Genomic DNA, 25,893 nt, shown 5'->3' on the forward strand with positions numbered 1-25,893 from the left:
GGGCGGTGGTGAGCGAGAGCATCATGCTCAGCTGCCGGGCGCTGTGGAAGGTCTTCGGGCCGCGCCCGGGCTATTACTTTGACACATCCGGCTACCGGATCGACCCCGAGGCGCTGGTCACGCGCCTCAGGCAGGAGGGGCATATTCCGGCGGTGGCGGACGCCACATTCGACGTTCGGAAGGGCGAGATTTTCGTGATCATGGGCCTGTCGGGGTCCGGAAAATCGACGCTGGTGCGCTGCCTGTCGCGGCTTCTCGATATCGAGCATGGGGTGCTGGAATTCGAGGGGCGGGATCTGTCGCGGGTCTCGGGGCGCGAGCTGACCGAAATCCGGCGGCGCAAGATGGGGATGGTGTTCCAGAGTTTCGGGCTGATGCCGCATCTGACCGCGCTGGAAAACGTCGCCTTACCGCTGAAATTGCAGGGCATGGCCCGGGCGCCGCGCGAGGCGCGTGCGCGCAAGATGCTGGAGCTGGTTGAACTTGCATCCCGCGAGGATGCGCTGCCGGCGCAGTTGTCGGGGGGGCAGCAGCAAAGGGTCGGCATCGCCCGCAGCCTCGCGCCCGATCCGGAGCTGTGGTTCCTGGACGAGCCGTTTTCGGCGCTGGATCCGCTGATACGGCGACAGATGCAGGATGAATTCCTGCGGCTGCAACGGCAGCTGAAAAAGACCATCATCTTCATCACCCATGACATTATGGAGGCTTGCCGGCTGGCCGACCGCATCGCTTTGATGCAGGGCGGGCGGATCATCCAGATCGGCACTCCGGCTGATATCCTGCTGAAACCGGCCGATGACTATGTCGCAAGCTTTACCGCAGAAGTGGCGCTGAGCCGGGCGATCCGGGTGCGTGATCTGGCGCAGCCGGGCGCGGCAGAAGGCCCGCCAGTCGCGCCTGAGGCCTTGTTAGAGACGCTTTTGGCCGACCTGGCCTCCGGACGGCAGCGGTTTCCGGTGCAGGGCCAGCCGGGGCAGGTTCTTGAGGCCGATGCGGTGCTGGCGGTCTTGCGCCGCGATGCGGGGGGCGGGTGATGGCACGCTTCAGCCGCAGCGAAAGGCTCTGGGCGGTGTTGCTGGCGGTCTCGGCGCTTATGGTCGTGCTGGCGCATCAGATGCCGGTGCTGCGTGGCTTTCCCACCGCCCTGACCCTGCCGCTGTCAGAGGCGCTGAACGCGGTGATCACCCCGGTTTTTGAGGCGTTGCGGCCCATCGGGCGGCTGCTTTCAACCATGATCGAGGCGCCGCTGGCGGCGATCCGCGCGGGCCTTGCCTGGGCGCCCTGGCCTGCGACGGTGCTGGGGCTGGCCATGCTGGCGCTTTATGCCGGCGGGCGGAGGCTCGCGGTTTTCGCACTGCTGGCGCTTGGGGTGGTCGCCTTGATGGGCTATTGGCCAAAGGCGATGAACACGCTGGCGCTGGTGTTGATCTCGGTGCCGCTGGCGGTCGGGATCGGGTTTGCACTGGGGGCGCTTGGGCATCTGGTGCCGAAGGCGCGGGCGGGGCTGATCTTTCTGCTTGATGTGATGCAGACCTGGCCCGCCTTTGGCTATCTGATCCCGCTTTTGCTGATGTTCGGCTTTGGCCCGGCGGCGGGGCTGGCGGCGAGTGTGATCTTCTCGATCCCGCCGATGGTGCGCAATACGATGCTGGGGCTGGATGAGGTGCCGCCGGCCATCGTCGAAAGCGCGCTGATGGCGGGCGCGCGACCGGGACAGCTGTTCTGGCAGGCGAAGGTGCCGGTGGCTATGCCGCAGCTGATGGTGGGGGTGAACCAGACGACCATGGCCTCTTTGTCGATGGTGATTATCATCGCGATCATCGGCGGCTTCAACGATATCGGCTGGGAGGTGCTGTCCGCGATGCGCGCCGCCGAACTGGGGCGTTCGCTGGGGGCGGGGCTGGTGATCGTGCTGATCGCGGTGCTGCTGGACCGCATCACCCGCGGATTTGCCGGGCGGCGGCGTGGGGTTGCCCCGCGCTGGCTGGGCCCTGGGCTCATGGCCGCGCTGGTGCTGGCGCTGCTGCTTCCGGGCGAGGCGTTGCTGCCGGACGAGGAGGGCCAGCGCTGGTTGCGCCGTCTTGACGCCTGGCTCCTTGGTTTCGTCGCCTGGAGCGCGCCCGTCTTTGCCGTCCTGCGCAATGCGATCACTTATGGCGTCATGCTGCCGATGCGGCTGGGGTTCTCGGGCGCGGCCAGCCCGATGGTCTGGGGTTTTGCCCTGAGCGCGCCGGTCACCCTGACCTATATTGCGGTCAGCCTGGGGGGCGTGGTTGCCCTTGGCTGCCGCGCCCCCTGGCGGGGGATCGGTTTCGGTTTTGCCGCGCTGGTCTTCTGGACCGGGCTGCCGGGCTTCCCCTGGCCCGGGGTCTTTCTGCTGATGGGATTTGCCACCTGGCGGGCCGGCGGCGCGGGGCTGTTTGCGCTGGCGATGGGGGCGCTCCTGTTGGCCGGTGTTTCGGGCCTCTGGCAGCCGATGATGCAATCCATCTATCTCTGCGCGGTGGCCGTGCTGATCTCTTTCGCCATCGGCGCCACGCTGGGGGTGATCGCGGCGGAAAGCGACCGCTTCTCGGCCCTGCTGCGCCCGGTCAGCGACACGCTGCAGACCATGCCGCAATTCGTTTTCCTGATCCCGGCGCTGATGCTGTTCCGGGTGGGAGAGTTCACCGCCCTGATCGCCATCGTGCTTTACGCCGTGGTGCCGCCGATCCGCTATGTCGAACATGGGTTGCGTTCGGCCAGGGCCGATCTGACCGAGGCGGCGGTGCAGATGGGGGCTACGCCCTGGCAACTTCTGTGGCAGGTCAAATTGCCGCTGGCCAGGGGATCGGTGCGGCTTGGGCTGAACCAGACCATCATGGCGGCGCTGTCGATGCTGGTGATCGCGGCGCTGGTGGGCACGCGCGAGCTGGGCCAGCAGGTCTATGTCGCACTGTCAAGGGCCGATGCCGGCGCCGGGCTGATTGCAGGGGCTGTCATTGCCGCCATCGCGCTGGTTGCCGACCGGCTGCTCCGGGCGCCGGTTGCATAGCATGACAATGAGGAGGATCAGATGAACAGGATCTATGCGCTGTGGTCACATCCGCGCTCGATGTCGACCGCGATGGAGCGGGTGATGCGCGAACGCGGCGATCTCGACTGTGCGCATGAGCCCTTCATGTATGATTATTACGTCCATCGCGCGATCCGTCAGATGCCGCATTTCGATATACGCCCGGATCATCCGGTCAGCTATCCGGCGATCCGCGACCACCTGCTGGCGCGTGCGACAAAGGGGCCGGTCTTCTTCAAGGACATGTCCTATTATGTGATGCCGCATATCCTGGAGGACCAGGCTTTCGCGCCGCATCTGGTCAATGCTTTCCTGATCCGCGATCCGCTGGCCTCGATCACCTCATATTACAGGCTCGACCCCGGGGTGAGCCGCGAGGAAATCGGGCTTGAGGCGCAATGGCGTCATTTCAGCGCGCTGAAGGCGGCGGGGCAACAGGCGGTTGTGCTGCGGGCCGAGGCGGTACGGGAAGACACGCGCGGCACCATGGCGCGGTTCTGGCAGGCGGTCGGGCTGTCGTTTTCCGAACGCGCCTTCATCTGGCAGGATGAAAAGCCAAAGGACTGGGATCAGGTCGGTGGCTGGCATGGCGATGTCAGCGCCTCGAAAGGGATCCGCCCGATCAGTGCCGATGAGGCGGCGGAAACCCGTACCAAATTCGATGCCCTGGCGCAGAACCATCCGCGCATGAAACACGACCTCGCGCATCATCTGCCGTTTTATCAGAGGCTTCTGGCCGAAGCCCTGTGCTGAGGCCCCGTGCCTGAGGTCCTGTGCCTGGAGTCCGGTGGTGAACCAGGCCGCAGCCGTGCGAATCGCCTGGGCGGCGCAGGAAAAAGCCTCTCCGCCGACCCTGTCGGAGAGAAGATATCCCCTGCCGGAGGGCAAAGTCCGACCGGCGGCTTCCCTTGCCGCACCGGGCCGGAAACGAGACTATTTCGCCTGAAATCACGGGTGAAACCATGTCTTATGCTGCCGGTCCGGCCAAAGATGCCGGTCAATCCTCTCGCTCCGGGCGCTCGCTCGGGGATATCGCGCTGCGGCTGACGACCAGGCGGGCGGGAGATACGGCGATCAGCCTGCCGCCGGGGTGCCAGCTGCGGCTGGCCTCGCCGGTCTGGTATGAGATCTGGTCGCGCGATACCGCGCGCCTGGCCCGGTTGGGGGTGGCGGTTCTGCCCGAACAGATCGCCTCGCTTGCCAGTGACGAACGCCAGGCGCTGGTTTCCGATCAACTGGCGCGCGCGGGCGCCGGGCCGGTGCTGCCCGACTGGCTGAAACCCGCGCTGGCCCGGGCCCGGGCGCGGCTGGCGGCGCGGCTGTCCTGGCTGGACTGACCTGACCTCAGCTCTTGCCGATCCAGGGCAGGAACCGCCGCTCCATCCAGCGCAGCAGGATCTCGGACAAAGTGGCCAGGACCGAGATCACCAGGATCCCCGCGATCACCATATCGGTGACCAGGAACTGCGCCGCCGACTGGATCATGTAGCCAAGGCCCCTGGTCGCCGCGACCAGCTCGGATGCCACCAGCGTCGTCCAGCCGGCGCCAAGCGCGATGCGCATGCCGGTAAAGATCGAGGGCAGTGCGGCGGGCAGCATCACCTCGCGGATCAGCTGGGCGCGCGTGGCGCCAAAGGTGCGGGCGGCGCGGATCTGGTTCTCGCCGGCGGCTTTGACGCCCGAGACGGTCGAGATCACGATGGGGGCCAGCATGGCGATGCCGATCACGAGGATTTTCGAACCCTCACCAATGCCGCACCAGATGATGATCAGCGGCAGATAGGCCAGCGGCGGCAGCGGGCGGATGAACTCGACCAGCGGGTCAAGGATGCCGCGCCCGATCTTTGAGGTGGCGATCAGCAGCCCGACTGGCACACCGATCAGCATGGTGAAGAACAGCGCCGCAAAGACCCGCCAGAGGCTGGCCCCCATATGCTCCAGCAGCGTCGCATTGGCATAGCCATCGGTCGCGACGCGGTTCAGCGCCGCCCAGACCCGGGCGGGAGAGGGCAGGAAAACCGGCGAGGCCCAGCCCGCCCAGGAGGCCAGCGCCCAGAACAGGATCAGCGCGCCGATGGTCGAGACACCCAGAACGAGGCCCCAGGGCAGGCGGAATTTCTCGCGCGGCACTGGTGCGGTGAGGGCGGTCGTGTCTGCGGTGCTGTCCGTCATCACACGGGTTCCTTCTCATAGATTGCGGCGAGCAGGCGTTCGCGGGCGGCGATGAAGCCCGGCTCGGATTTCAGCGCGCGCGGGTCTTCGCCCCGGATGAAGCGGCGGCCGTAATCATAGTCTTCCTGAAAGCTGATCCGTCCGGGATCGGGGGCCAGAACCACCACCGAGGTGGAAAGAAACAGCGCCTCCTCGACCGAATGGGTGATCAGGAGCGCACCGGTATGGCTTTGATCCCAAAGCTGCAGCAGCAACTCGTGCATGCGGTCGCGGGTCATGGCATCCAGCGCGCCAAGCGGTTCGTCCATCAACAGGAAATCCGGCCCCGAGGCCAGGGCGCGGGCAATGCCGACGCGCTGCCGCTGGCCGCCGGAAAGCTGCCAGATATGCTTGTCCTCCTGGCCCTCCAGATGCACCGAAGCCAGCCAGCGCCGGGCGGTGGCCTCGCGTTCGTCCCGCGCCACCCCGGCCAGTTTCAGCGGCAATGCGACATTCCCGACCACAGTGCGCCAGGGAAACAGCGCATCGTCCTGAAACACCACGGCCCGATCCGGCCCCGGCCCGGTGACCGGGCGCCCGCCGATGGTAACCTGGCCCGAAGAGGGCCGCAGGAACCCGGCTGCCAGGTTCATCAGCGAGGTCTTCCCCGACCCCGAGCGCCCGATCACCGAGATGAAATCACCCTGCGACAGCGACAGCGTGATGTCTTTCAGCACCGGGGCAGGGGTGCCGTCATAGCTGAGCGAGACGTGAGAGAGGTTGAGAACCGACATGGTACAGATTTCCGAACGGCAAAGCCCGGCGCGGGATGCGCCGGGTCTGGCTGGCTGGCATTGGGCTTATTTCAGCGCTTCCTCGGCAAAGCTCTTGTTCACAAAAGCGGCGTAATCATCCTTTGCGGTGGCCGAGCCCTGTTCTTGCAGGAAGGCTGCGGTGTTTTTGATCGCCGCAGCCGTTGCGCCGCCCAGGAAGGCCTCGGATGTCTGGTCTTTCAGGCCGGCAAAGACATAGCCCTTCAGCAGCGCAGGCACATCCGCCGCCGGTGCGCCGGTCAGTTCGGCGATCTTTTTCGCCTGGTCGCTGTCGGCGCTCCAGGCATCCGGATTGGCCAGATAGGCGTCGGTCGCCTCGCCGGTCACTTTGACAAAGGCGGTGACGATGGCAGGGTTCGCCTCGGCATAGTCCTTGCGCACGATCCAGGCATCAAAAGTCGGGCCGCCCCATTCCGCCACATCGGCGCTGTCGGCCAGCACGGTGCCGCCAGTCGTCTTGATCTGGTTCAGCACCGGATCCCAGATATAGGCGCCGTCGATGTCGCCCCGCTCCCATGCGGCGGCGATTTCCTGCGGGCGCAGGTTCAGAAGGTTCACCTCGGAAGCCGGGATGCCCCAATGTTTCAGCGCCGTCAGCAGTGAGTAATGCGCGGTCGACACGAAAGGCGTCGCGATCTTCTTGCCCTTCAGATCCTCGGGCTTGTCAAAGCCCTTGACCGCCAGCGCCTCGGCCTCGGCGATATTGCCGACGATATAGATGGTCTCGATCGGCAGATCCTGCGAGGCGGCTGCGGTCAGCGGCGACGACCCGACATAGCCGATATCAATCGAGCCCGCCGCGACCGCCGCGATCACATCAGCGCCGCCGCCGAACAGGTGCCATTCGACCGTCGCGCCGGTGGCGCTTTCATAGGTCTTGTCGGCCTGGGGCACCCGCGAAGGCTCGACGATCTGCTGCCAGCCGATGCGCAGCGTCTCGGCAAGTGCGGGCAGTGAGACGCCGGCAAGCAGGCCGGCAAGGGTCAGGGTGGTGGTCAGTTTGCGAAGGGTCATGATGATCTCATTCCGGTTTGACACAGCCGCCAGGGCGGCGTTTGCATGGGCCAAATCTGGCCGGGAAAGCCGTCTCAGGCCATTCTGAAGAGGCCGCCGGTTAAAGCGAGCGCCATTTGCCGGCGCTGCTGGGAGGAGAAAAATATTCTCCTCCTTCGCCCGGCATCGCCTCTGACAGGGCAGAATCAGCCGGCGGCGCCCATTTCGCCGGCGGCCCGGTGTTTGAGGTGGTTGCAATAACATGACAATCAGCGGTCACCATGCCCGCCAGCTGCCTTCCGATCTGGCCCCGGCCCCGGCAAGACCACGCTGCTGTTCCATATCCTCAACATCCACGAAGGCCGCCGGGTCACCGCCATCGTCACTGACATGTCCGAGGTGAATATCGACGCCGACCTGATCCGCAGCGGCGCGGAACTGTCGCGCTCCGAGGAAAAGCTGGTCGATATGACCAATGGCTGCATCTGCTGCACGCTGCGGGATGATCTGCTCAGCGAGGTGGGGCGCCTCGCGCAGGAGGGGCGGTTCGACTATCTGCTGCTCGAATCCACCGGCATTGCCGGGCCGCTGCCCGTCGCCGCCACCTTTGACTTCCGCGATGCCGATGGTGCCGGCCTCTCGGATCTGGCGCGGCTGGATACGATGGTCACGGTGGTTGATGTGGTCAATCTGACGGCAGCTTTCTCAAGCCATGATTTCCTTGCCGACCGGGGCGAGAGCCTGAGCGAGAATGACAGGCGCGATCTCGTGAGCCTGTTGACCTGCCAGATCGAATTTGCCGATATGATCGTTCTGAACAGGATCGGGCTGGCCGGGTCGGCATGGCTGGACCTGGCCCGCAAGATCGTATGGGCGATGAACCCCGAGGCGCGAGTGATCGAGACCGATTTCTCGCGCGTGGCGCCAGCCGATATCTTCAATACCGGGCTGTTCGATGTCGACCGCGCCCATCTGCACCCGATGTGGGCGCAAAAACTCTATGGCTTCGCCGATCACCAGCCCGCGACCGAGGAATATGGCATTTCCTCTTTCGTCTACCGCGTGCGCCAGCCCTTTTATCCGCAAAAGATCCATGATGCGCTGCATGGCGATCTGCCAGGGGTGATCCGGGCCAAGGGGCATTTCCGGATCGCCGCGCGCCCCGACCGGGCGGTGGAATTCTCGCTGGCCGGAGTAATTTCGGGACGATTTCCGGGGGCGACGCCGCTGGGGAGCTGGTGGGCTGCGGTGCCCCGGGATCGCTGGCCGACCCATCCCGACAATCTCGATTCCGTGCTGCAACACTGGGCCGGACCCTGGGGTGACCGCCGCCAGGAGCCGGTCTTTATCGGTGCCGATATGGATGAGGCGGCGATCAGGGCGGTGCTTGATGCGGCGCTCATGGCGGGGGATGCCCCGGATGCTGTCTGGAGGAAGTTGCCCGATCCCTTCCCCGACTGGTGCCCGCGGCCGCGCTGAGCCATGGGGCACAGCCTCGTGGCCAGTCTGCGCGGCAGGCCGCGCCTGCGCCCGATGGAGCGGTTCGACCGCCTGCCGCCGGAGCTGGGGCGCTGGCTGACACGGGCGGCGCTGCCCTGGAGCCCGCATTCCGCCTCTGGACGCGGTTACGGCGCGGGACCGGCGGCGACCTTGCGCGGATGCCGGAGCGGCTGAAGCAGGCGGAACAGAGACTGATTTCGCGGGATGTAAAGGTGGTCTGGGGCGGGGCGCCGCCTGGCTCGGGCAGGGTTGGCGGACGGCTTCCCGCCAGGGCTGGCCGACAGAATGTGCCGCTGTGAATTGCAGCTCTTCTGCCTGCTGGTCTGTGGAAGGGCATGTTGCTCCGGCTCTTCTGCCTTCTTCTCTTTGTCCTGCCGCACGCAGCGTGGGCGCATCCGCATGAATTCGTCGAAACCGGCCTTACCTTCCGCTTTGACGACCAGGGCAGGCCGGGCGCGGTCTCGGTGGACTGGGTCTATGACGACCTTGCGTCTTTGCTGATCCTGGCCGATCTGGGGATGGATATGAATGGCGACGGCATGCTGACCGGGGCCGAGGCGGGCAGGCTGAACGAAATGGCCACCGGCTGGCCCGAGGATTTCAATGGCAATCTCTCGCTGAGCCCGGCGGGCAGGCGGCTTACCCTGTCGCTCCCGCCTGAGGGTGAGGCGGGGCTGCATGATCTGCTGGCCCGCCACCTGATCTCCACCACCTGATTTCGCTGCAACGCGACTTCCGGAATGCCCTGGGTCAGACCCTGCGGGTACTGCGGGCCGGCGCGGCGCCGGGTTTCTCTGGTCTTTGCTTTGCCTGTGGATAGTTCCATGCGCTCGGGTCGGGTCGGGTCGGGGCATGGCGAGGCGCTGATCGCGGGCTATGGCTTTGCCAGCCAGGCGACGCTGCGGCGCCTGGTCTGGATTGCAGGGAGGGCAGCGCCTGACCAGACGCTGGTTGCGGTTGAGGTTATCTATACCGGCATCCGGCTTTATGAGGGGCCCGTGACCGGGTCGAGGGGTTCGCCACACTGATCGAGCCACTGGCCATGCTGGCCATTGCAGCGCTTGGGCTGATGCTGCTGATCTGCGGGCTGCGCATCACGCGCTGCATCACCACCACCATGGCAAGGATTGCGGCCGTGCCCACGCCCACGCCCATGCCCCAGACCAGGCCGCCCGGGAGCAAAGCTGGCGTGAGGTGCTGGCGCTGGTCGCGGGGATTGCCTTGCGCTCCTGCACCGGCGCGCTGTTCCTGACGATCCTGACCTGGCGGCCGGGGCTGGACGGGCTGGGGATCCCTGGCACTTTCGTGATGGCGGCGGCGACCTTCCTGATCACGGCGTTTGCCGCAGCCCTTGCCGGGCTGACGCGGTGCAGTCTGAAGCGTGCCTTGCCGACGGGCACTCCGCGCCTCTTTGCCGCAACCAAGATGCCGATCGGCGCCATGATGCTGATTCCTGGCCTCAGCACCGCCTTGCGGCTGGTCTGAGCTCCGGTTCCGTCCGACAGATGTGACCAATCTGTCATTGGAGCGTTTCGCGGTCATGCCCAGATGACGGCGGAAAACAGGAGTGAGTCCATGTTCTCGCTATCCGGCAAAAAGATCCTGGTCGTCGGTATCGCCAATCGCGACTCGATTGCCTGGGGCTGTGCCCGGGCCTTTCGCGAACAGGGTGCCGATCTGGCGGTCACCTGGCTGAATGCCAAAGCCGAACCCCATGTCCGCCCGCTGGCTGAGGAGCTGGGCGCCGAAATTATGATGCCGCTCGATGTGCGTGAACCGGGTCAGACGGAGGCGCTGTTCAACCGGATTTCGGCAGATTGGGGCAGGTTGGACACTGTTTTGCACTCTATCGCCTTTGCGCCGAAAGAGGATCTGCATGGCCGCGTGGTCGACTGTTCGGTCGATGGGTTCACGCTGGCGATGGATATCTCGGTTCATTCCTTTCTCAGGATGATCCGGCTGTCAGAGCCGCTGATGACGGAAGGCGGCTGCTGCCTCTCGGTTTCGTTTTTCGGATCGTCGCGCGTCGTGCGCCATTACAACATGATGGGCCCGGTGAAGGCCGCGCTGGAAAGCGCCACCCGCTATGCTGCTGCTGAACTGGGCGAAAAGGGCATCCGGGTGCATGCGCTCTCACCCGGGCCGCTGAAAACCCGCGCCGCCTCGGGGATCGGGCATTTCGACGAAATGCTGGACCAGGCCGCAAGCCGCGCGCCGACGCATCAGCTGGCATCCATTGAGGATGTAGGCGCGATGGCGGCCTTCCTCGCCTCTGACGAGGCCAAAAATCTGACCGGCGGTGTGCATGACATCGACGGTGGCTTCTCGATTACCGCCTGAAGGATCCAGGATCATGGCAAGCCTCTTCGAACTCTTTGACCCGAAACAGCAGCCCGGCATGCCGCGCGCCCAGTCGGATGCGCTTGACGCGCTTGAGGCCGGTGCCGAGGCCGCCCGTGCCGAGATCGCCGCGATCTCGGAGACCGGCAAAATCCAGTCCATCGCGGCCACGCGCCACAGCCAGCGCATCATGGAAAACCATTCGCAGCGCACCAACCGGCTGATGCAGGCCGGCCAGGCGCTGCTTGACGGGCTGCGCCATTTCCAGACCGGAGGCAAACTGGCCCAGGCCTTTGCGGAATACACCCGCGACGCGTCCGAGCGTGCCGTGCTGACCGCCGACACCCTGCGCAAGCGTGGCGATATCTTCCTGGAGCATGAGGCCGCCAACTGCCCGCCGGTGCTGATCTATGATTATGAAACCGTGATGGATGGCCGGGATCTGACCTGGCCCTGCAACTATATGCTGCTGAAAATCACGCCACCTGTGGGTGTGACCATCGACGACACCAGGCGTCCCTATATGATCATCGACCCGCGCGCTGGCCATGGCCCCGGGATTGGCGGCTTCAAGACCGACAGCCAGGTCGGTGTGGCACTGGCTGCCGGGCATCCGGTCTATTTCGTCGCCTTCCGCTCGCGCCCCGAGCCGGGGCAGTACCTGTCCTATGTCACCCGCGCCGAGGCGGCTTTCGTGCGCGAAGTGATGCGTCGCCACCCCGAGGCGCCGAAGCCGGTGATTACGGGAAACTGCCAGGGCGGCTGGGCGACGCTGTTGCTGGCGGCCACGAATACCGACCTCACCGGCCCCATCGTGATCAATGGCGCCCCGGTTGCGCCCTGGTCGGGCAAGGTCGGCCAGGATCCGATGCGCTATAATGGCGGTGTGCTGGGCGGCACCTGGATCCCGATGTTCCTTGCCGATCTTGGCGGCGGAATCTTTGATGGCGCGCATCTGGTGCAGAATTTTGAGGTGCTGAACCCCGGCCGCACGCTTTTCCGCAAATATACCGACCTCTTCCGCGACATCGACAAGGGCGACAAGAGCTTCCTCGAATTCGAGAAATGGTGGGGCGGCTTCTTCATGCTGACCGAGCCCGAGATCAGGTGGATCGTCGAGCAGCTTTTTGTCGGCAATCGCCTCTCGAAAAACGAGGCGCGGCTTGAACCCGGCCGCCCGGTCGATCTGAAAGCGATCCGCGCTCCGATCATCGTTTTCGCCAGCCACGGCGACAATATCACCCCGCCGCAACAGGCGCTGAACTGGATCGCCGAGACCTGGTCCGATGTGCAGGAGATCCGCATCCGCGGCCAGCGCATCGTTTATATGGTGCATGACCAGGTCGGCCATCTGGGCATCTTCGTCTCGTCGCAGATCGCGAAAAAGGAACATGCCGAGGTGGCATCGACGCTTGAGACCATCGAGGCGCTGGCGCCGGGTCTTTACGAGATGCGGATCGAGGATATTGAAGAGAAGGATGGCCGCAAGGTCTTTACCGTCTCCTTCGTCGAGCGCGGTCTGGAAGACATCCGCGCGCTGGATGACGGTTATGAGGATGAACGCCCCTTTGCCGCCGTCGCCCGCGCCTCCGAGGTTCAGGCACAGCTTTATGACGCGGTGCTCCGCCCGGCGGTGAAGGCCATGGTCACGCCGACCAGCGCCGAGCTGTCGCGGGTACTGCATCCTAAACGGGTCGAGCGCGCGCTTGCCTCGTCGCAAAATCCGCTGATGAAAAACGTCACTGATATGGCGGAAAACATCAAATCAGATCGTCACAAAGCGGCACCGGACAATCCTTTTCTCGCGGCCGAGCAACTCTGGGTCGATGGGGTCGAGCAGATGATCGACTTCATGCGCGACACCCGCGATATGATGTATGAGATGAGTTTTTATTCGATGTGGTCGAACCCCTGGATGCGGGTCTTCGGACGCAGCCATGAGGCGCGGCGTACGCTGAAAAATACCGATGAGCTGCTGGGTCTGCCCGAAGTTGCGGCGGCGCTTTACAATATCGAGCGCGGCGGCTTTGCCGAGGCAGTGATCCGGATGCTGGTCCTCCTGGCCGAGAACCGGCGTGGTGTGCGGCGTGACCGGCTGGAACGGTCGTCGAAAGTGCTGACCCAGGACGAGCCGTTCAAATCGCTGGGTGCCGAGCGCAGGGCGCTGATCATCCACGAACAAACCCTGATCGCCACCTATGAGCGCGAGCGCGCCATCGAGACGCTGCCCGCGCTGCTGACCACGCCCGGGGAACGCGACCTTGCGCTTAAGGTTGTCCGCTTCATTCCCGGTCTGACCGGGGAAATGTCGCCCGAAACGCAAACCATGCTGCACCGTTTCCACGACGTTCTGGGCGTGCCGGTCAGCACCGGCGATGTGATCCAGGACCCGCTGGAGGCCGTTCAGCCCGAACAGGCCGCCACCGCTCAGGCCAATCACGAAACCGATCGCGCTGTCACGGCTGCCCGTCGCCCACGCCAACCCACGCCCGCCGGAGAGTGACATGATGCGCCTTGTGAACCGCACCTTCACCGAGCTTCAGCCCGGCGAGACGGCTGAGTTGCGCCGTCTGATCACCCAGGATGACCTCTATGTCTTTGCCGCCGCCTCGGGGAATTACAACCCGATGCACCTGCCCTCTGGAGATATGGACGGCGATGGCCAGCCCGAGAATATCGCGCCGGGGATGTTCGTCGCCTCGATGATTTCCGCCGTGTTGGGGACACTTTTGCCCGGGCCGGGTACGCTTTATCGCCGCCAGGTGGTGGATTTTCACGAGCGTGCCCATGCCGGTGAGGAACTGCTGTGCAAGGTCGCGGTCACCGCGAAAGCGGCGGATGGGACGGTGACGCTTGAAACCGTAGTCACCCGGCCCGCTGACGGTGCGCTGATCGTGACCGGCACCGCCCAGGTGCTGGCGCCAGAGGTGAAATTCGACCGCGACGATATCGAAGTGCCGGGCCTCGTGGTGCAACGCCACCGCCATTTCGAGGCGCTGGTCGAACGGGCGAAGCAGCTTCCGCCACTGCCTGTCGCGGTGGTCTGCCCCGATGACGCCAATTCGCTGGGCGGCGCGCTGCTGGCCGCGCGCGAGGGGATCATCACCCCGATCCTGATCGGCACCGAATCCGCGATCCGCGCGGCTGCCGGGGAAAGCCTTGACGGGATCGAGATTATCGACATCGAGGGTGATCAGGCTGCCGCGCTCCAGGCCTGCAAGCTGGTGCATGAAGGCCGGGCCAGCGCGGTTATGAAGGGGCATCTGCACACCGATGACCTCTTGAAACCGATGCTCGACAAGGCTTTCGGCCTGCGGGTCGGGCGCCGCTTTACCCATGTTTTCGTCATGGATGTGCCGGGCCGCCCCGAGCCGGTGATGGTCACCGATGCCGCGATCAATATCGCGCCCGATCTCGCAACCAAGGTGGATATCACGCAAAACGCCATCGACCTCGCCCTTGCCATCGGGATGCAGCCGCGCGTCGGCGTGCTGAGTGCGGTTGAGACGGTGAACCCCGCGATCCAGTCCTCGATCGACGCGGCGCTTTTGTCGAAAATGGCCGAGCGGGGCCAGATCAAGGGCGGCCTCGTTGATGGCCCGCTGGCGATGGACAATGCGGTCGATCTGGGTGCGGCGCGCATCAAGGGGATCACCGGTGGTGTGGCGGGGCGGGCGAATATCCTGGTCGTGCCGGGGATTGATGCCGGTAATATGCTGGCGAAACAGCTGTCCTTTGTCAGCCATGCCGAAGGGGCGGGGCTGGTTCTGGGCGCGCGGGTGCCAGTCATCCTGAACTCGCGCTCGGACAGCCCGATGTCGCGGCTGGCATCCTGCGCGGTCGCCGCGCTGCATCATGCCGGGGGAAAGGCGGGGGAAAAGAAATGAAGGATCTCATGCTGTCCGAAGCGGGCTTTCTGGCGCTGAATGCGGGGTCTTCCTCGCTGAAAGTGGCGCTGTTCCCGGCCGGTGGGGACGAGCCGCTGATGACCGGTCAGGCCGACCGTATCGGGCCTGAGGGTGCGCTGAAGCTGAAAGATCAGGACGGCGAGGTGCTGGAAAACGCGCCTGGCCTGATCGACAGCCACACCAATGCGCTGGCGGTGGTGATCGCCACCATCAAGCGGGTTTTCCCCGAACTGCGTATGGCGGCGGTCGGGCATCGGGTGGTGCATGGCGGCCTCGACTATGCCGAGCCTGTGCTCGTCACCGAAGAGGTGCTCGCGAAACTCGCAGACCTGGAGCCTTTTGCCCCGCTGCATCAGCCGCATAACATCGCCGGCATCCGCGCGGCGGAAGAGGCCTTTCCTGGCGTGCCGCAGGTCGCCTGTTTCGACACCGCCTTCCATCGCGGCCAGCCTTTCGTGAACGACACTTTCGCCATTCCGCACCGCTATTACGAGAAGGGTGTGCGGCGGTATGGTTTTCACGGTCTTAGCTATGACTATGTCACCAGTGAACTCGCCCGCATCGCGCCGCATCTGATGCAGGGCCGTGTCGTGGTGGCGCATCTGGGCAATGGCGCCTCGATGTGCGCAATCTATCGCGGGAAATCGGTCGCGTCTTCGATGGGGTTCTCGGCGCTGGACGGGCTGCCGATGGGCACCCGCTGCGGCCAGATCGACCCTGGCGTCATGCTCTATATGCTCGACCGCGAGAATCTCGACACCGCGCAGATCCGCCAGATCCTCTATAATGAATCGGGTCTGCTGGGGCTGTCGGGCGGGCTGTCGAATGACATGCGGACGCTGGAACAGGCCGATAATGCGCAAAGCCATCGCGCCATCGACTATTTCGTCTTCCGCGTGCAACGCGAGCTTGGCGCCATGGCGGCTGTGATGGGCGGCATCGACGCGCTCGTCTTCTGCGGCGGCATTGGCGAGAATTCCCGGGTGGTGCGCCGCCGCGTCTGCGAGCGCCTCGGCTGGATGGGGATTGAGATAGATCACGGCAAAAACGCCGAAAACGCCACTATTCTCAGCTCGGAATTCTCGCGCACCACGGTGATGATCGTGAACACGCGCGAAGATCTGGTCATCGCCCGCGCCGCCCGCTCTGCTGCCGGGATCACGGAAGGAACCGATGCATGAAGGGCACTCTGAAAGCCGAGGCCGCCGCCAGCCTGATCCCCGATGGGGCCAGCCTGATGATCGGTGGTTTCATGGGTGTCGGCACCCCCGAGCGGCTGATCGACGCGATTGTGGCGCGGGGGGTGCGCGACCTGACGGTGATCGCCAATGACACCGCGCTGCCGGGCAAGGGGATTGGCAAGCTGATCTCGGCCGGCGCGGTTTCCCGCGTGATCGCCTCGCATATCGGGCTGAACCCCGAGACCCAGGCGATGATGATCTCGGGTGAGATTGAGGTTGAGCTGGTGCCGCAGGGCACCCTGATCGAGCGCATTCGTGCGGGCGGCGTGGGGCTTGGCGGCGTGTTGACCCCGACCGGCATCGGCACCGAGGTCGAGATCGGCAAACGCGTGATCGAGGTCGATGGCAAGCCCTACCTGCTGGAGACCCCGCTCAAGGCCGATTTCGCGCTGATCGGTGCCTTCCAGGCCGATTATGTCGGCAATCTGAACTACCTGCTGACCGCGCATAATTTCAACCCGGTGATCGCGATGGCGGGGGCGCATGTCATTGCCGAGCCCGAGGCCATTCTGCCCGTCGGTCTGATCCCGCCCGATGCGGTCAAGACGCCGGGCGTGCTGGTCGACCACCTTGTCATTCCGAAGTGAGGGCCGCGCTATGGATGTGAAAGAGCTGATCGCGCGCCGCGTCGCGCAAGAAATCAAACCCGGCAGCCTCGTCAATCTCGGGATCGGGTTGCCGTCCCTGGTGGCGAATTTCGTCCCCGCCTCGGCAGGGGTCTATTTCCAGGCCGAGAACGGCATTATCGGCCTTGGCGCGCGCCCCGAAGAGGGCATGGAAGACCCGCATCTGACCGATGCCGGTGGTGGCCATGTGACGGCGGTGCCGGGCGCGGCCTCGATTGACTCGGCCATGAGCTTTGGGCTGATCCGTGGCGGGCATCTGGATGTGACGGTGCTGGGAGGCCTTCAGGTCGATGAAAAGGGCCAGCTTGCGAACTGGAAGGTGCCGGGAAAGATGGTTCCGGGCATGGGCGGCGCGATGGATCTGGTGACGGGCGCGGCCCGCGTGATTGTCGCCATGCAGCATAGCGCCAAAGGCACCGCCAAGATCGTGCCGGAATGCACTTTGCCGCTGACTTCGACCCGCCGCGTCAGTCTGATCATCACCGAACTGGCGGTGATCGAGCCGACGGATCAGGGCCTGATCCTGCGCGAAACCGGGCCCGGTGTCTCGCTTGACGAGATCCGTGCCCAGACCACGGCCAGCCTGATCATCGCCGATGATCTGGTGGAAATGCAGCTTTCCTGAGGGACCCATGCCTGAATTTCGCACTGCTGTCGTGACCGGCTCCACCTCGGGGATCGGCCTTGCCGTCGCGCGCGCTCTGGCCGAGGCCGGGCATGCGGTGATGCTGAACGGGCTGGGGGATCCGACCGAGATCGAGACTGTTCGCGCCGGACTGGCGGATGAGACCGGAGCGCCGGTCGCGTTCCACGGCGCAGATATGTCAAAGCCCTATCAGATCGCGGATCTGGTGGCCGCGACCGAAGCCCGATTCGGTCAGGTCGACATCATCGTGAACAATGCGGGTATCCAGACGGTTGCGCCGATCGAGGACTTCCCGGTCGATCGCTACGACCTGATCATGGCGATCAATATGTCCGCCGCCTGGCACCTGACCCGGCTGGTCATGGCGGGGATGAAGGCGCGCGGCTGGGGCCGGATCGTCAATATCGCCTCGGCGCATGGGCTGGTCGCCTCGCCCTATAAATCGGCCTATGTCATGGCGAAACATGCGGTGATCGGGCTGACAAAGACCGTCGCCCTGGAAGGCGCCGAGGCGGGGGTGACCTGCAATGCGATTTGCCCGGGCTATGTGCTGACGTCGCTGGTCGCGGGTCAGATCCCCGAGACCGCAGCCGCGCGGGGCATCACCGAGGAAGAGGTGATCCGTGACGTGCTGCTGGCCGCGCAGCCGACGAAACGTTTCGTCCAGGCGGGCCAGATCGGCGCGCTTGCGGCATTCCTTTGCAGCCCGGCGGCCTCTGAGATGACCGGAGCCGCGCTTCCCGTCGATGGCGGCTGGACCGCGCATTAAGGATCAGATCCATGAAAATCGAAAAAATCGGCGTCATCGGCGCGGGCACCATGGGCAATGGCATTGCCCAGGCCTTCGCGGTGGCGGGCTTTACGGTCGTCCTTCAGGATCTGTCCGAAAAAGCGCTGGAGCGTGCGCGGATCACCATGGAGGGAAGCCTCGCCCGCCAGGTCAAAAAAGGTACTATGCCGGCGGAAAAGGCCGCTGAGGCCATGGCACGGATCACCACTGTCACCACGCTTGACGCCATGGCGGACCGCGATCTGGTGATCGAGGCGATTGTCGAAAAGCTGGAGGTCAAGGCCTCGGTCCTCGGCCAGCTGGACAGGATTTGCCGCGAAGATGCGGTTCTCGCCTCGAACACGTCCTCGATCTCGCTGACCCAGCTTGCGGCACAGACGGCGCGTCCCAGCCGCATCATCGGCATGCATTTCTTCAATCCGGTCGCGATGATGCAACTGGTCGAGATCATCCGGGCGCTGCAAACCTCGGACGCGGTGGCCGAGGCGATCACCGACGTCACCCGCGCCATCGGGAAAGTGCCGCGTGTCTCAAAGGACAGCTACGGGTTCATCGTGAACCGGTTGCTGGCACCTTTGATCAATGAGGCGATCAATTGCGTCTATGAGGGGCTCGCCACGCCCGAGGATATTGATTCCATGATGAAACTGGGCGCTAATCACCCGATGGGGCCGCTGGCTCTGGGCGATCTGATCGGGCTGGATGTGGTGCTGAACATCATGGAGACGCTTTATGGCGGCTTTGACGATCCGAAATACCGCGCCAGCCCGCTGCTGAAGCAGATGGTCCATGCCGGCTGGCTGGGCCGCAAGACCGGCAAGGGTTTTGCCGAATATCCGGGCTGAGGGGCCTGAAGGGGGGATATGCGGGGCAGTTTCACCGCGAAAGACGGCACGAGCCTTGCCTTCCGCGACGAGGGCGAGGGCAAGGTCTTGCTGGCGCTGGCCGGGCTGACGCGGGACGGTCGCGACTTCGACTATATGGCGCGGCATCTGACGGGGGTGCGGCTGATCAGGCTCGACAGCCGGGGACGTGGCGCCTCGGGCCGGGCCGACCCCGAGACCTATACCGTCGCGCAGGAGGCGGCAGACGCGCTGGCGCTGATGGATCACCTGACCATTCCGCGCGCGGCGGTGATCGGCTCTTCTCGCGGTGGGCTTCTGGCGATGGCGATGGTGGCGATGGCAAAGCCGCGCGTGGCGGGGATCTGTTTCAACGATGTCGGGCCGGTTTTGCAGCAGGACGGGCTGAGGCGGATCGGCACCTATATGGGGGTGAAGCCCGATGTGACGACGCTGGAAGAGGCCGCCGACCGCATTCCGGTCGCCAATCCCGGCTTTGTCGGTGTGCCTCAGCTGCGGTGGGAGGAAGAGACCATCCGCCATTATTTGCAGGAGGCGGACGGGCTGGGCCTGACCTATGACCCGGCGCTGCGCATAGGTTTTGACCGTGCGATGGCCGCGCCGCTGCCGGATGCCTGGGCGCTGTTCGATCTGTGCGAAGGGATCCCGCTGGCGTTGACCCGCGCCGCGAATTCCGATGTGCTGACGCGGGAAACGGCGGATCAGATGCAGATCCGCCGCCCCGATCTGATCCGGGCGGAAATCCCGGATCGCGGCCATATCCCCTTTCTCGACGAGCCGGAGGCGCTGGCCGCGATCACCGCCTGGCTGGCGCTTTGCGAGACCGGCTGATCAGAAGATCAGGAAATCGGCCGCTGTGATCACCGCCCCGGCCTGCAGCGTTGCGACCAGCACCGCAGCCCCGGCGCCGTTGCCATCGGCGTCGTACCAGACGGTTGCATCGGAGGTGCGGTACATAAAGCGCACTGTCGCATTGGCCGCCACATTGGACAGGCCCGACTGGAAGGCTGCTGCCGCCAGTGCCCCCGCCGTCAGGCCGCCGCCGAACCCTGCGGCACTGATCTGGAAGGTATCGTTGTTTCCGGCGGCATTGCCGAAATCCATGATCCGGTCACCGCCATCATTGACGCTGAGATACTGGAAAATGTCATTGCCCTGGCCGCCCGCCAGCGTATCCGCGCCCGCGCCGCCGCGCAGGATGTCGTTCCCGTCGCGACCATGCAGCCAGTCATTGCCGTCTTCGCCGGTCAGCACATTGCTTGCGGCATTGCCGGTGATGATGTCTGCGGCCTGCGAGCCGAAAACGTTTTCCATATTGTAATATTGATCGCCCAGAGACTGGCCAGAGTTGGTTCGCGTGTAATCAAGCGCCACGATCACGCCCCCGCCATTGCGGAAGTCCAGCGTATCCACCCCGGTATCGCCATTGACGATTTCCGTCTCTGTCGGGTTCAGGATGATGACATCATTGCCGTCGCCACCGAAAATGGTGCCCTGGACCTGACCGGCCCTGGTGTCGAGAACGTCATTGCCCGATCCCAGACTGATATCACCGTTGACCCGGCCGCGATTGAGGAAATAGTCATTGCCGCCGGACTGGTCCACAAGGCCATTCATGGTGCCGTAATTGACGAGGCGGTCCTCGAAGCTGGCATCGCCATAATAGGATCTGGAGGCGCCCGACACGGTGCCATAATTATAGAAGATGGAGGCGGATCCCGCGTCGTCCGAGATCGAGAACATCTGCACACCGTAGTAGCCGGAGATCATACCGGTATTCATCAGAACGACATTATTGCCCGACATCACCACACCATTATTCGTGGTGCCGCCGGAAATTGTTCCATGGTTGGTGACACGTGTGTTGGACGAGTCGGAGATACTGATCGCGCTGGAATAGGCGGAGCCGACCGACGCTCCGGCATAGATCGTGATGTTCAGGTTACTGCCCGTGGACCATCTTATACCGAGGCCATAGGCAAAAACATGCCCGGCAACGGTCACCGACTGATAGCTGCCGGTGCCTTCGATCGCGTTGTTGTCGGAACTCAGGACAGTGGCGTTCTCGCCGACGAAAAGACTGTCCGTTGTGCTGAGATCAAAGCGGATCCCGGCACCGGAACTGTTGGTGAGTGCGTATTGGAGGGGCATTTTGCGGGTCTCCTGCATAAGATGAGGAATGAAAACCGGGGTCCGGTTGCGTCGCCTGCACGTCGTCGTTTGCTCGTTCGCAGATGGCCTGGTCCGCTGGCTTCATCTGCGTTCAGCTATGGCCTGGCAGTCAGTATCAGTCATTGTCATGGCTTCGGCAGGCCCGTATCCGTCCGGCGCAGGCGAAGGTGACCATGCGCAAATCTAGCCGCCTCATTTCGCCATTTCGCAAGCGGGATTTTTGCGCCAGGTCGATTCAGGCCTGCGGGGCGGGCAATTCCCGACCCTGGGTTGCAGTGCGGAAGGTCAGGTTCAGGCGGGCCGTGCCGCAAAGCGGGTGCTCGCCGGGTTTCAGCGCGTTGATGCCGTGGAAATTCAGCCGCGAAGGCCCACCCCAGACCACCATATCGCCATGCAGCAGCGGAATCTTTCGCGCCGGGTCACTGCGGCTCGGCCCGCCGAAACGGAAGATCGCTGCCAGGCCAAGCGAGACCGAGACGATGGGGTGGGAGAAATCCGCCTCGTCCCGATCCTGATGCAGCGCCATTTTCGCACCCGGCTGGTAGCGGTTGATCAGGCAGACATCGGCGTCGAAGCCTGGAAAGCCGGCCTCGGCCGCAGCGTCCCGGGCGAGGGTGCGGAACAGGGCGGGCATCGCTGGCCAGGGCCTGCCGGTCTCGGGGTCGGTCGCCTGGTAGCGATAACCCCGCCGGTCACTGACCCAGCCGGCGCGGCCGCAATTGGTCATCGCGACCGACATCGCAAATCCGCCCCGTGTGACCATATGACGAAAGGGAGACACTGCGGCGATGGCTGCGATACCTTCGGCGATTGCGCCGGCCACGGCCAGCGCCCGGCTGCGCAGCAACACAGCGCCCGGGGCCAGATCCTCGCGGCCCTGCTGAGCGGGCTCTGCTGCGCCGAAAAGATCTGTCATTGCCGCCTCCGCCCGATCCTGGGCCATTATCGCGGCAGGGCCGGACGAGCGCAAAAGAAAAGGGCCGTCCCGGGCTGATCCCGGGCGACCCCATCCGTCGTAAATCCGGTGCGGCGATCAGCCGTTGACCAGATCCTTCAGCGCCTTGGCGATGGTGAACTTCACCTGCTTGTCGGCGGGTTTGGTCATGGTCTCACCGGTGGCCGGGTTGCGGACCTGACGCTCGGGGCGCTCTTTGCAGGCAACTTTGCCGAGGCCCGGCAGGGTGATGGCGCCGCCGGAAGTGACTTCTTTCGCAACCACGTCAGCAATCGCATCCAGCGCGGCCGAGGCGGTTTTCTTGTCGGCGCCCATTGCTTCAGCAACGGCGGCCACAAGCTGGGTCTTGGTCATCGGCTTGGACATTGTTGTCTCCTGTTCTCGTTCGGCTTGTCCTTTTGATCCCATGGCGCGCAGAGCGGCTGTGGAACCCCCTTCTTCAGGGCTGCCGCTCAGTCACCTGGAAAGCGGGATGAAATCAAGCCCCAGAACGCATTTCCCGCCGGAATTAGGCGGTTTTCACCGGAAATTGCCATGGCTCAGAGGAAGGCGGTTTCCTCGAAGCTGCGCAATTTGCGCGAATGGATGCGTTCCAGCGGCGTTTCCCGCAACAGTTCCATGGCGCGGATGCCGATCTGCAGATGGCGCCCGACCTGGGCGCGGTAGAATTCGGTCGCCATGCCGGGAAGTTTCAGCTCGCCATGCAGCGGCTTGTCCGAGACGCAAAGGAGCGTCCCGTAGGGCACGCGGAAGCGGAATCCGTTGGCTGCGATGGTGGCGGATTCCATATCCAGCCCCACCGCGCGAGACTGCGACAGCCGCCGCACAGGGCCGCTTTGATCGCGCAGCTCCCAGTTTCTGTTGTCGATGGTGGCAACGGTGCCGGTCCGCATGATGCGCTTCAGCTCATAGCCTTCCAGCTGGGTGACCTCTTCCACCGCATCTTCCAGCGCGATCTGGATCTCGGCCAGAGCCGGGATCGGCACCCAGACCGGCAGATCGTCGTCGAGAACGTGATCCTCGCGCAGATAAGCATGGGCGAGGACATAGTCACCAAGCGCCTGGGTGTTTCGCAGCCCCGCGCAATGGCCGACCATCAGCCAGGCATGGGGGCGCAAAACCGCGATATGGTCAGTGGCGGTTTTCGCATTTGACGGGCCGACGCCGATATTCACCAGGGTGATGCCGTCGCCATCGGGGCGTTTCAGATGATAGGTTGGCATTTGCGGCATCTTGCCGGGTGCCGTGATGCGGCCCGAGCCGGAGGTGATCTCCTGATCGCCGGTTGCCACAAAGGCGCTGTAGCCCGAATTCGGGTCATCCAGAGCGGCGCGGGCAAAGGCCTCGAACTCATCGACATAGAACTGGTAATTGGTGAAGAGCACATGGTTCTGGAAATGCACCGGGCTGGTGGCGGTGTAATGGGCCAGCCGCGCCAGGCTGTAATCGACCCGTTGCGCGGTAAAGGGCGCCAGCGGCATCGAGCCATCGGCGAAATGCTCCAGCGTGCCGTTGACGATGTCGTCATTGGTGGTGGCAAGATCGGGCACGTCGAAGACATCACGCAGCGGAAAGTCGAGTTCTCCGGCCTGGGGGATGATCAGGTCGGGCTGGCCGGCAACGGCGAAATGGAGCGGGATCGGCGTGGTGGATGGGCCGATGGTGACCGATACCCCGTGATTGCGGATCAACAGGCTGATCTGCTGGATCAGGTAATTGCGGAACAGATCCGGGCGGGTCACCGTGGTGGAATAGGTGCCTGGCCGCGCCACATGGCCAAAAGACAGGCGGCTGTCGACATTCGAGAAACTGTCAACCACCAGCCGGATCTCGGGATACCAGGCGCGCACCCGGTGGGCGGGCCGGCCATGGATCAAAGCCTCTCGGAACTGGCTGATCAGATGGGCGGTGGCCTCATCATAAAGCGCATGCAGCCGGTCGACGGCTTCGGTGGCATCGGTGAAGCTCTGGGCCTCGGTGGGGTCGGGCAAAAGAAGGATCGACACGTTGTCCTTTGGATCGCTGCGGCCTGGCGGGAAATCCGGCGGGCCATTTGGCCGAGTTAAGCGCAAAGCGGGGCGTGCAGGCAAGTGAACTCCAGGTAACGGCGGGGAGTGGGGCGCGGTGGTGCTTGCAGCTTCGGGCGCTGAGAGAGATAGTCCGGTGCATGAAAACACTGCTTTCCCTTGGACATGGATATTGCGCCGCCGCGCTGGCGCGGGGCCTGTTGGCCGATGGCTGGAGCGTGATCGGCACCACCCGCGATGTGGCAAAGGCGCCGGCACTGGCGGAACTGGGTATCGAGCCGCTGATCTGGGATCCGGCGCGCGGGGCCGATCTGGCTCCGGCGCTGGCGAGGGCCACGCATATCCTGCATTCCGCCAGCCCCGATGAGTCGGGCGACCCGTTCCTGAACGCCTGGCCAGAGATTCGCGAGGCGCGGGTGGCGTGGATGGGGTATCTTTCGACCACCGGAGTTTATGGCGATACCAAAGGCGCCTGGGTCGATGAGACATCGCCGGTGCTGCCGGCCCGCGCCCGCTCGGGCGAGCGGGTCCGGGCCGAGCGCGACTGGCTGGAGAGCGGGCTGCCGGTGCATGTGTTCCGCCTGGCCGGGATTTACGGCCCGGGGCGGGGGCCATTCGAGAAGATCCGCAATGGCTCGGCGCGGCGGATCCTGAAAGAGGGCCAGGTGTTCTCGCGCATCCATGTCGATGACATCGTGCAGGTGCTCCGTGCCTCGATGGCGCGGCCCGATCCGGGTCGGATCTACAATGTCTGCGATGACCTGCCCTCTTCGGCGGCCGAGGTGCTGAGCTATGCCGCGGGCCTGCTGGGCGTGGCCGAGCCGCCGGCGGTTCTGTTTGAAGAGGCGAAGATGGGGCCGCTGGCGCGCAGTTTCTATGAGGAATGCCGGCGGGTCAGGAACGGGCGGATCACGGGGGAGCTGGGGGTGCGTCTGATCTATCCGGATTACCGCTCTGGCTTGCGGGGGATCCTTGCGGCTGAGGGCTGAGCATCTGGCCGGCTGCGGATGCCTCCGGCGGGGATATTTATGGACAGATGAAAGCCGCTTTCCAGAAGCGGGAAGAGGCGGCGATGGTGAGTATTCCGGATTTCAGTTCCGAGGCGGAGCTGCTTGCGGGTGGCGCTGCCTTTGTTGCTGGGGTCGATGAGGTCGGGCGCGGGCCGATTGCCGGGCCGGTGACGGCGGCGGCGGTGCGGCTGGATCCGGCGAATATTCCGGACGGGCTGAGGGACAGCAAGGTGATGAGTCTGGCCGCGCGCGAGCGGCTGTCAGACTGGCTGCTGGCCCATGCTGCGGTGTCGGTTGCCCATGCCAGCGTCGAGGAGATCGACGAGATCAACATCCTGCGCGCCAGTCATCTGGCGATGGAGCGGGCGGTGGCGGGGCTGGGCGTCGTCGATTTCGCGCTGATCGATGGCAATCTTCTGCCGCGCGGGCTGACCTGCCCGGCGCGGGCGCTGGTCAAGGGAGATGCCCGCTGCCAGTCGATTGCCGCGGCCTCGATTGTCGCCAAGGTTGCGCGTGACCGGATCATGGTGGATCTGGCGCAACAGTTTCCCGGTTACGGCTGGGAGCGAAATGCCGGCTATCCGACAAAGGCGCATCTCAGCGCGCTCCTGGATTTTGGCGTGACCCCTGTGCATAGACGGTCTTTCAAACCTGTCCACAATATCTTGTATCAAGATCTTTCTGTAACCCCTTGATTCAATAAACAATTTGACGGCGAATCGCCTCTGTCCCATTCTTATCCACAAGACGGCACACAAGAATTGCCGCTGACAGAGGCAGAAT

General features: G+C 64.4%; 26 protein-coding genes and 1 pseudogene. 20 read left to right on the forward strand and 7 right to left on the reverse strand.

All coding sequences use genetic code 11. From position 1 onward, the window contains the following. The first annotated feature begins 8 nt into the window (after window positions 1-8). The 4 genes from DRF71_RS11165 to DRF71_RS11180 all read left to right on the forward strand — a co-directional run bounded on the left by DRF71_RS11165 (window position 9) and on the right by DRF71_RS11180 (window position 4,392). Complete coding sequence (locus DRF71_RS11165; RefSeq protein WP_232831460.1) at window positions 9-1,034, forward strand: ATP-binding cassette domain-containing protein; 1,026 nt, start codon at window positions 9-11, stop codon at window positions 1,032-1,034. Beyond that, the gene (locus DRF71_RS11170) at window positions 1,034-3,034 is read left to right on the forward strand and encodes an ABC transporter permease (RefSeq protein WP_112310614.1); all 2,001 of its coding nucleotides are present in this window, start codon (window positions 1,034-1,036) and stop codon (window positions 3,032-3,034) included. The genes DRF71_RS11165 and DRF71_RS11170 overlap by 1 nt, the downstream gene beginning before the upstream one ends. A gap of 21 nt (window positions 3,035-3,055) precedes the next feature. Continuing rightward, a complete protein-coding gene (locus tag DRF71_RS11175; RefSeq protein ID WP_112310615.1) occupies window positions 3,056-3,808 on the forward strand; it encodes a sulfotransferase-like domain-containing protein in 753 nt (250 codons plus the stop codon). Window positions 3,809-4,017: 209 nt separating this feature from the next. Next, window positions 4,018-4,392 (forward strand): hypothetical protein, encoded by a 375-nt coding sequence (locus DRF71_RS11180; RefSeq protein WP_112310616.1) that lies wholly within the window; start codon window positions 4,018-4,020, stop codon window positions 4,390-4,392. 7 nt (window positions 4,393-4,399) lie between these two features. Here the strand turns inward: DRF71_RS11180 and DRF71_RS11185 are convergent, their stop codons facing one another. The 3 genes from DRF71_RS11185 to tauA all read right to left on the reverse strand — a co-directional run bounded on the left by DRF71_RS11185 (window position 4,400) and on the right by tauA (window position 7,053). After that, a complete protein-coding gene (locus DRF71_RS11185; protein ID WP_112310617.1) occupies window positions 4,400-5,227 on the reverse strand; it encodes an ABC transporter permease subunit in 828 nt (275 codons plus the stop codon). Then, on the reverse strand, window positions 5,227-6,000 hold the full coding sequence (locus tag DRF71_RS11190) for a taurine ABC transporter ATP-binding protein (RefSeq protein ID WP_112310618.1): 774 nt from the start codon (window positions 5,998-6,000) through the stop codon (window positions 5,227-5,229). Before DRF71_RS11190 ends, DRF71_RS11185 begins: the two co-directional genes overlap by 1 nt. A 66-nt stretch (window positions 6,001-6,066) precedes the next feature. Further along, the gene (gene tauA, locus DRF71_RS11195; protein ID WP_112311272.1) at window positions 6,067-7,053 is read right to left on the reverse strand and encodes a taurine ABC transporter substrate-binding protein; all 987 of its coding nucleotides are present in this window, start codon (window positions 7,051-7,053) and stop codon (window positions 6,067-6,069) included. 291 nt (window positions 7,054-7,344) lie between these two features. On the opposite strand from tauA, the pseudogene DRF71_RS11200 reads away from it, so the two are divergent. From DRF71_RS11200 to DRF71_RS11265, 14 genes and pseudogenes are all read left to right on the forward strand, one after another. Beyond that, window positions 7,345-8,511, forward strand: a pseudogene (locus DRF71_RS11200) (GTP-binding protein); the annotation flags it as partial. A gap of 3 nt (window positions 8,512-8,514) precedes the next feature. Next, window positions 8,515-8,706: a DUF6525 family protein gene (locus DRF71_RS11205; protein ID WP_198672161.1), complete on the forward strand. Its 192-nt coding sequence runs from the start codon at window positions 8,515-8,517 to the stop codon at window positions 8,704-8,706. A 161-nt stretch (window positions 8,707-8,867) separates the two neighbouring features. Beyond that, window positions 8,868-9,248: a DUF1007 family protein gene (locus tag DRF71_RS11210; protein ID WP_112310619.1), complete on the forward strand. Its 381-nt coding sequence runs from the start codon at window positions 8,868-8,870 to the stop codon at window positions 9,246-9,248. A 108-nt stretch (window positions 9,249-9,356) separates the two neighbouring features. Then, window positions 9,357-9,560: a hypothetical protein gene (locus DRF71_RS11215; RefSeq protein WP_112310620.1), complete on the forward strand. Its 204-nt coding sequence runs from the start codon at window positions 9,357-9,359 to the stop codon at window positions 9,558-9,560. Between the two features lie 166 nt (window positions 9,561-9,726). Next, a complete protein-coding gene (locus DRF71_RS11220) occupies window positions 9,727-10,017 on the forward strand; it encodes a hypothetical protein (RefSeq protein ID WP_112310621.1) in 291 nt (96 codons plus the stop codon). A gap of 90 nt (window positions 10,018-10,107) precedes the next feature. After that, window positions 10,108-10,872, forward strand: a complete 765-nt coding sequence (fabI, locus tag DRF71_RS11225; protein WP_112310622.1) for an enoyl-ACP reductase FabI — start codon at window positions 10,108-10,110, stop codon at window positions 10,870-10,872. 13 nt (window positions 10,873-10,885) lie between these two features. After that, window positions 10,886-13,375 (forward strand): DUF3141 domain-containing protein, encoded by a 2,490-nt coding sequence (locus DRF71_RS11230; RefSeq protein ID WP_112310623.1) that lies wholly within the window; start codon window positions 10,886-10,888, stop codon window positions 13,373-13,375. A 4-nt stretch (window positions 13,376-13,379) separates the two neighbouring features. Further along, window positions 13,380-14,759, forward strand: a complete 1,380-nt coding sequence (locus tag DRF71_RS11235; protein ID WP_112311273.1) for a bifunctional enoyl-CoA hydratase/phosphate acetyltransferase — start codon at window positions 13,380-13,382, stop codon at window positions 14,757-14,759. Then, window positions 14,756-15,961, forward strand: a complete 1,206-nt coding sequence (locus DRF71_RS11240; RefSeq protein WP_232831463.1) for an acetate/propionate family kinase — start codon at window positions 14,756-14,758, stop codon at window positions 15,959-15,961. Before DRF71_RS11235 ends, DRF71_RS11240 begins: the two co-directional genes overlap by 4 nt. After that, window positions 15,958-16,608, forward strand: coding sequence for a CoA transferase subunit A (locus DRF71_RS11245; protein WP_112310624.1), 651 nt, complete (start codon window positions 15,958-15,960; stop codon window positions 16,606-16,608). Before DRF71_RS11240 ends, DRF71_RS11245 begins: the two co-directional genes overlap by 4 nt. 10 nt (window positions 16,609-16,618) lie before the next feature. After that, window positions 16,619-17,272 (forward strand): 3-oxoacid CoA-transferase subunit B, encoded by a 654-nt coding sequence (locus tag DRF71_RS11250; protein WP_112310625.1) that lies wholly within the window; start codon window positions 16,619-16,621, stop codon window positions 17,270-17,272. Window positions 17,273-17,279: 7 nt separating this feature from the next. Then, window positions 17,280-18,062, forward strand: coding sequence for a 3-hydroxybutyrate dehydrogenase (locus tag DRF71_RS11255; protein WP_112310626.1), 783 nt, complete (start codon window positions 17,280-17,282; stop codon window positions 18,060-18,062). Between the two features lie 11 nt (window positions 18,063-18,073). Further along, window positions 18,074-18,928, forward strand: coding sequence for a 3-hydroxybutyryl-CoA dehydrogenase (locus DRF71_RS11260; RefSeq protein ID WP_112310627.1), 855 nt, complete (start codon window positions 18,074-18,076; stop codon window positions 18,926-18,928). An 18-nt stretch (window positions 18,929-18,946) separates the two neighbouring features. Then, complete coding sequence (locus DRF71_RS11265) at window positions 18,947-19,777, forward strand: alpha/beta fold hydrolase (RefSeq protein ID WP_112310628.1); 831 nt, start codon at window positions 18,947-18,949, stop codon at window positions 19,775-19,777. On the opposite strand, the gene DRF71_RS11270 is transcribed toward DRF71_RS11265, so the two are convergent. From DRF71_RS11270 to DRF71_RS11285, 4 genes are all read right to left on the reverse strand, one after another. Next, window positions 19,778-21,097, reverse strand: a complete 1,320-nt coding sequence (locus DRF71_RS11270) for a calcium-binding protein (RefSeq protein WP_198672162.1) — start codon at window positions 21,095-21,097, stop codon at window positions 19,778-19,780. A gap of 256 nt (window positions 21,098-21,353) precedes the next feature. Then, complete coding sequence (gene alkB / locus DRF71_RS11275; protein ID WP_112311275.1) at window positions 21,354-22,034, reverse strand: DNA oxidative demethylase AlkB; 681 nt, start codon at window positions 22,032-22,034, stop codon at window positions 21,354-21,356. A gap of 117 nt (window positions 22,035-22,151) precedes the next feature. After that, window positions 22,152-22,439: an HU family DNA-binding protein gene (locus tag DRF71_RS11280; protein WP_112310630.1), complete on the reverse strand. Its 288-nt coding sequence runs from the start codon at window positions 22,437-22,439 to the stop codon at window positions 22,152-22,154. Between the two features lie 173 nt (window positions 22,440-22,612). Beyond that, window positions 22,613-24,079 carry an AMP nucleosidase gene (locus tag DRF71_RS11285; protein WP_112310631.1) on the reverse strand — a complete coding sequence of 489 codons (1,467 nt, stop codon included), beginning with the start codon at window positions 24,077-24,079 and terminating at the stop codon, window positions 22,613-22,615. Between the two features lie 161 nt (window positions 24,080-24,240). On the opposite strand from DRF71_RS11285, the gene DRF71_RS11290 reads away from it, so the two are divergent. After that, on the forward strand, window positions 24,241-25,089 hold the full coding sequence (locus DRF71_RS11290; protein ID WP_112310632.1) for an SDR family oxidoreductase: 849 nt from the start codon (window positions 24,241-24,243) through the stop codon (window positions 25,087-25,089). 83 nt (window positions 25,090-25,172) lie between these two features. Continuing rightward, a complete protein-coding gene (locus DRF71_RS11295; RefSeq protein WP_112311276.1) occupies window positions 25,173-25,805 on the forward strand; it encodes a ribonuclease HII in 633 nt (210 codons plus the stop codon). The last annotated feature ends 88 nt before the right edge of the window (window positions 25,806-25,893 follow it).

This window comes from Pseudogemmobacter bohemicus, from assembly GCF_003290025.1.
GTDB lineage: Bacteria > Pseudomonadota > Alphaproteobacteria > Rhodobacterales > Rhodobacteraceae > Pseudogemmobacter > Pseudogemmobacter bohemicus.

What these genes read in the sequence shown, in the direction of transcription:
- DRF71_RS11210 (WP_112310619.1), top strand. Translation starts at nt 8,868, where the DNA reads ATGTTGCTCCGGCTCTTCTGCCTTCTTCTCTTTGTCCTGCCGCACGCA.
- DRF71_RS11190 (WP_112310618.1), bottom strand. Translation starts at nt 6,000, where the DNA reads ATGTCGGTTCTCAACCTCTCTCACGTCTCGCTCAGCTATGACGGCACC.
- DRF71_RS11280 (WP_112310630.1), bottom strand. Translation starts at nt 22,439, where the DNA reads ATGTCCAAGCCGATGACCAAGACCCAGCTTGTGGCCGCCGTTGCTGAA.
- DRF71_RS11170 (WP_112310614.1), top strand. Translation starts at nt 1,034, where the DNA reads ATGGCACGCTTCAGCCGCAGCGAAAGGCTCTGGGCGGTGTTGCTGGCG.
- DRF71_RS11180 (WP_112310616.1), top strand. Translation starts at nt 4,018, where the DNA reads ATGTCTTATGCTGCCGGTCCGGCCAAAGATGCCGGTCAATCCTCTCGC.
- DRF71_RS11230 (WP_112310623.1), top strand. Translation starts at nt 10,886, where the DNA reads ATGGCAAGCCTCTTCGAACTCTTTGACCCGAAACAGCAGCCCGGCATG.
- DRF71_RS11245 (WP_112310624.1), top strand. Translation starts at nt 15,958, where the DNA reads ATGAAGGGCACTCTGAAAGCCGAGGCCGCCGCCAGCCTGATCCCCGAT.
- DRF71_RS11270 (WP_198672162.1), bottom strand. Translation starts at nt 21,097, where the DNA reads ATGCCCCTCCAATACGCACTCACCAACAGTTCCGGTGCCGGGATCCGC.
- DRF71_RS11255 (WP_112310626.1), top strand. Translation starts at nt 17,280, where the DNA reads ATGCCTGAATTTCGCACTGCTGTCGTGACCGGCTCCACCTCGGGGATC.
- tauA (WP_112311272.1), bottom strand. Translation starts at nt 7,053, where the DNA reads ATGACCCTTCGCAAACTGACCACCACCCTGACCCTTGCCGGCCTGCTT.
- DRF71_RS11235 (WP_112311273.1), top strand. Translation starts at nt 13,380, where the DNA reads ATGCGCCTTGTGAACCGCACCTTCACCGAGCTTCAGCCCGGCGAGACG.
- DRF71_RS11250 (WP_112310625.1), top strand. Translation starts at nt 16,619, where the DNA reads ATGGATGTGAAAGAGCTGATCGCGCGCCGCGTCGCGCAAGAAATCAAA.
- fabI (WP_112310622.1), top strand. Translation starts at nt 10,108, where the DNA reads ATGTTCTCGCTATCCGGCAAAAAGATCCTGGTCGTCGGTATCGCCAAT.
- DRF71_RS11260 (WP_112310627.1), top strand. Translation starts at nt 18,074, where the DNA reads ATGAAAATCGAAAAAATCGGCGTCATCGGCGCGGGCACCATGGGCAAT.
- DRF71_RS11185 (WP_112310617.1), bottom strand. Translation starts at nt 5,227, where the DNA reads ATGACGGACAGCACCGCAGACACGACCGCCCTCACCGCACCAGTGCCG.
- DRF71_RS11240 (WP_232831463.1), top strand. Translation starts at nt 14,756, where the DNA reads ATGAAGGATCTCATGCTGTCCGAAGCGGGCTTTCTGGCGCTGAATGCG.
- DRF71_RS11215 (WP_112310620.1), top strand. Translation starts at nt 9,357, where the DNA reads ATGCGCTCGGGTCGGGTCGGGTCGGGGCATGGCGAGGCGCTGATCGCG.
- alkB (WP_112311275.1), bottom strand. Translation starts at nt 22,034, where the DNA reads ATGACAGATCTTTTCGGCGCAGCAGAGCCCGCTCAGCAGGGCCGCGAG.
- DRF71_RS11205 (WP_198672161.1), top strand. Translation starts at nt 8,515, where the DNA reads ATGGGGCACAGCCTCGTGGCCAGTCTGCGCGGCAGGCCGCGCCTGCGC.
- DRF71_RS11295 (WP_112311276.1), top strand. Translation starts at nt 25,173, where the DNA reads ATGGTGAGTATTCCGGATTTCAGTTCCGAGGCGGAGCTGCTTGCGGGT.
- DRF71_RS11265 (WP_112310628.1), top strand. Translation starts at nt 18,947, where the DNA reads ATGCGGGGCAGTTTCACCGCGAAAGACGGCACGAGCCTTGCCTTCCGC.
- DRF71_RS11175 (WP_112310615.1), top strand. Translation starts at nt 3,056, where the DNA reads ATGAACAGGATCTATGCGCTGTGGTCACATCCGCGCTCGATGTCGACC.
- DRF71_RS11290 (WP_112310632.1), top strand. Translation starts at nt 24,241, where the DNA reads ATGAAAACACTGCTTTCCCTTGGACATGGATATTGCGCCGCCGCGCTG.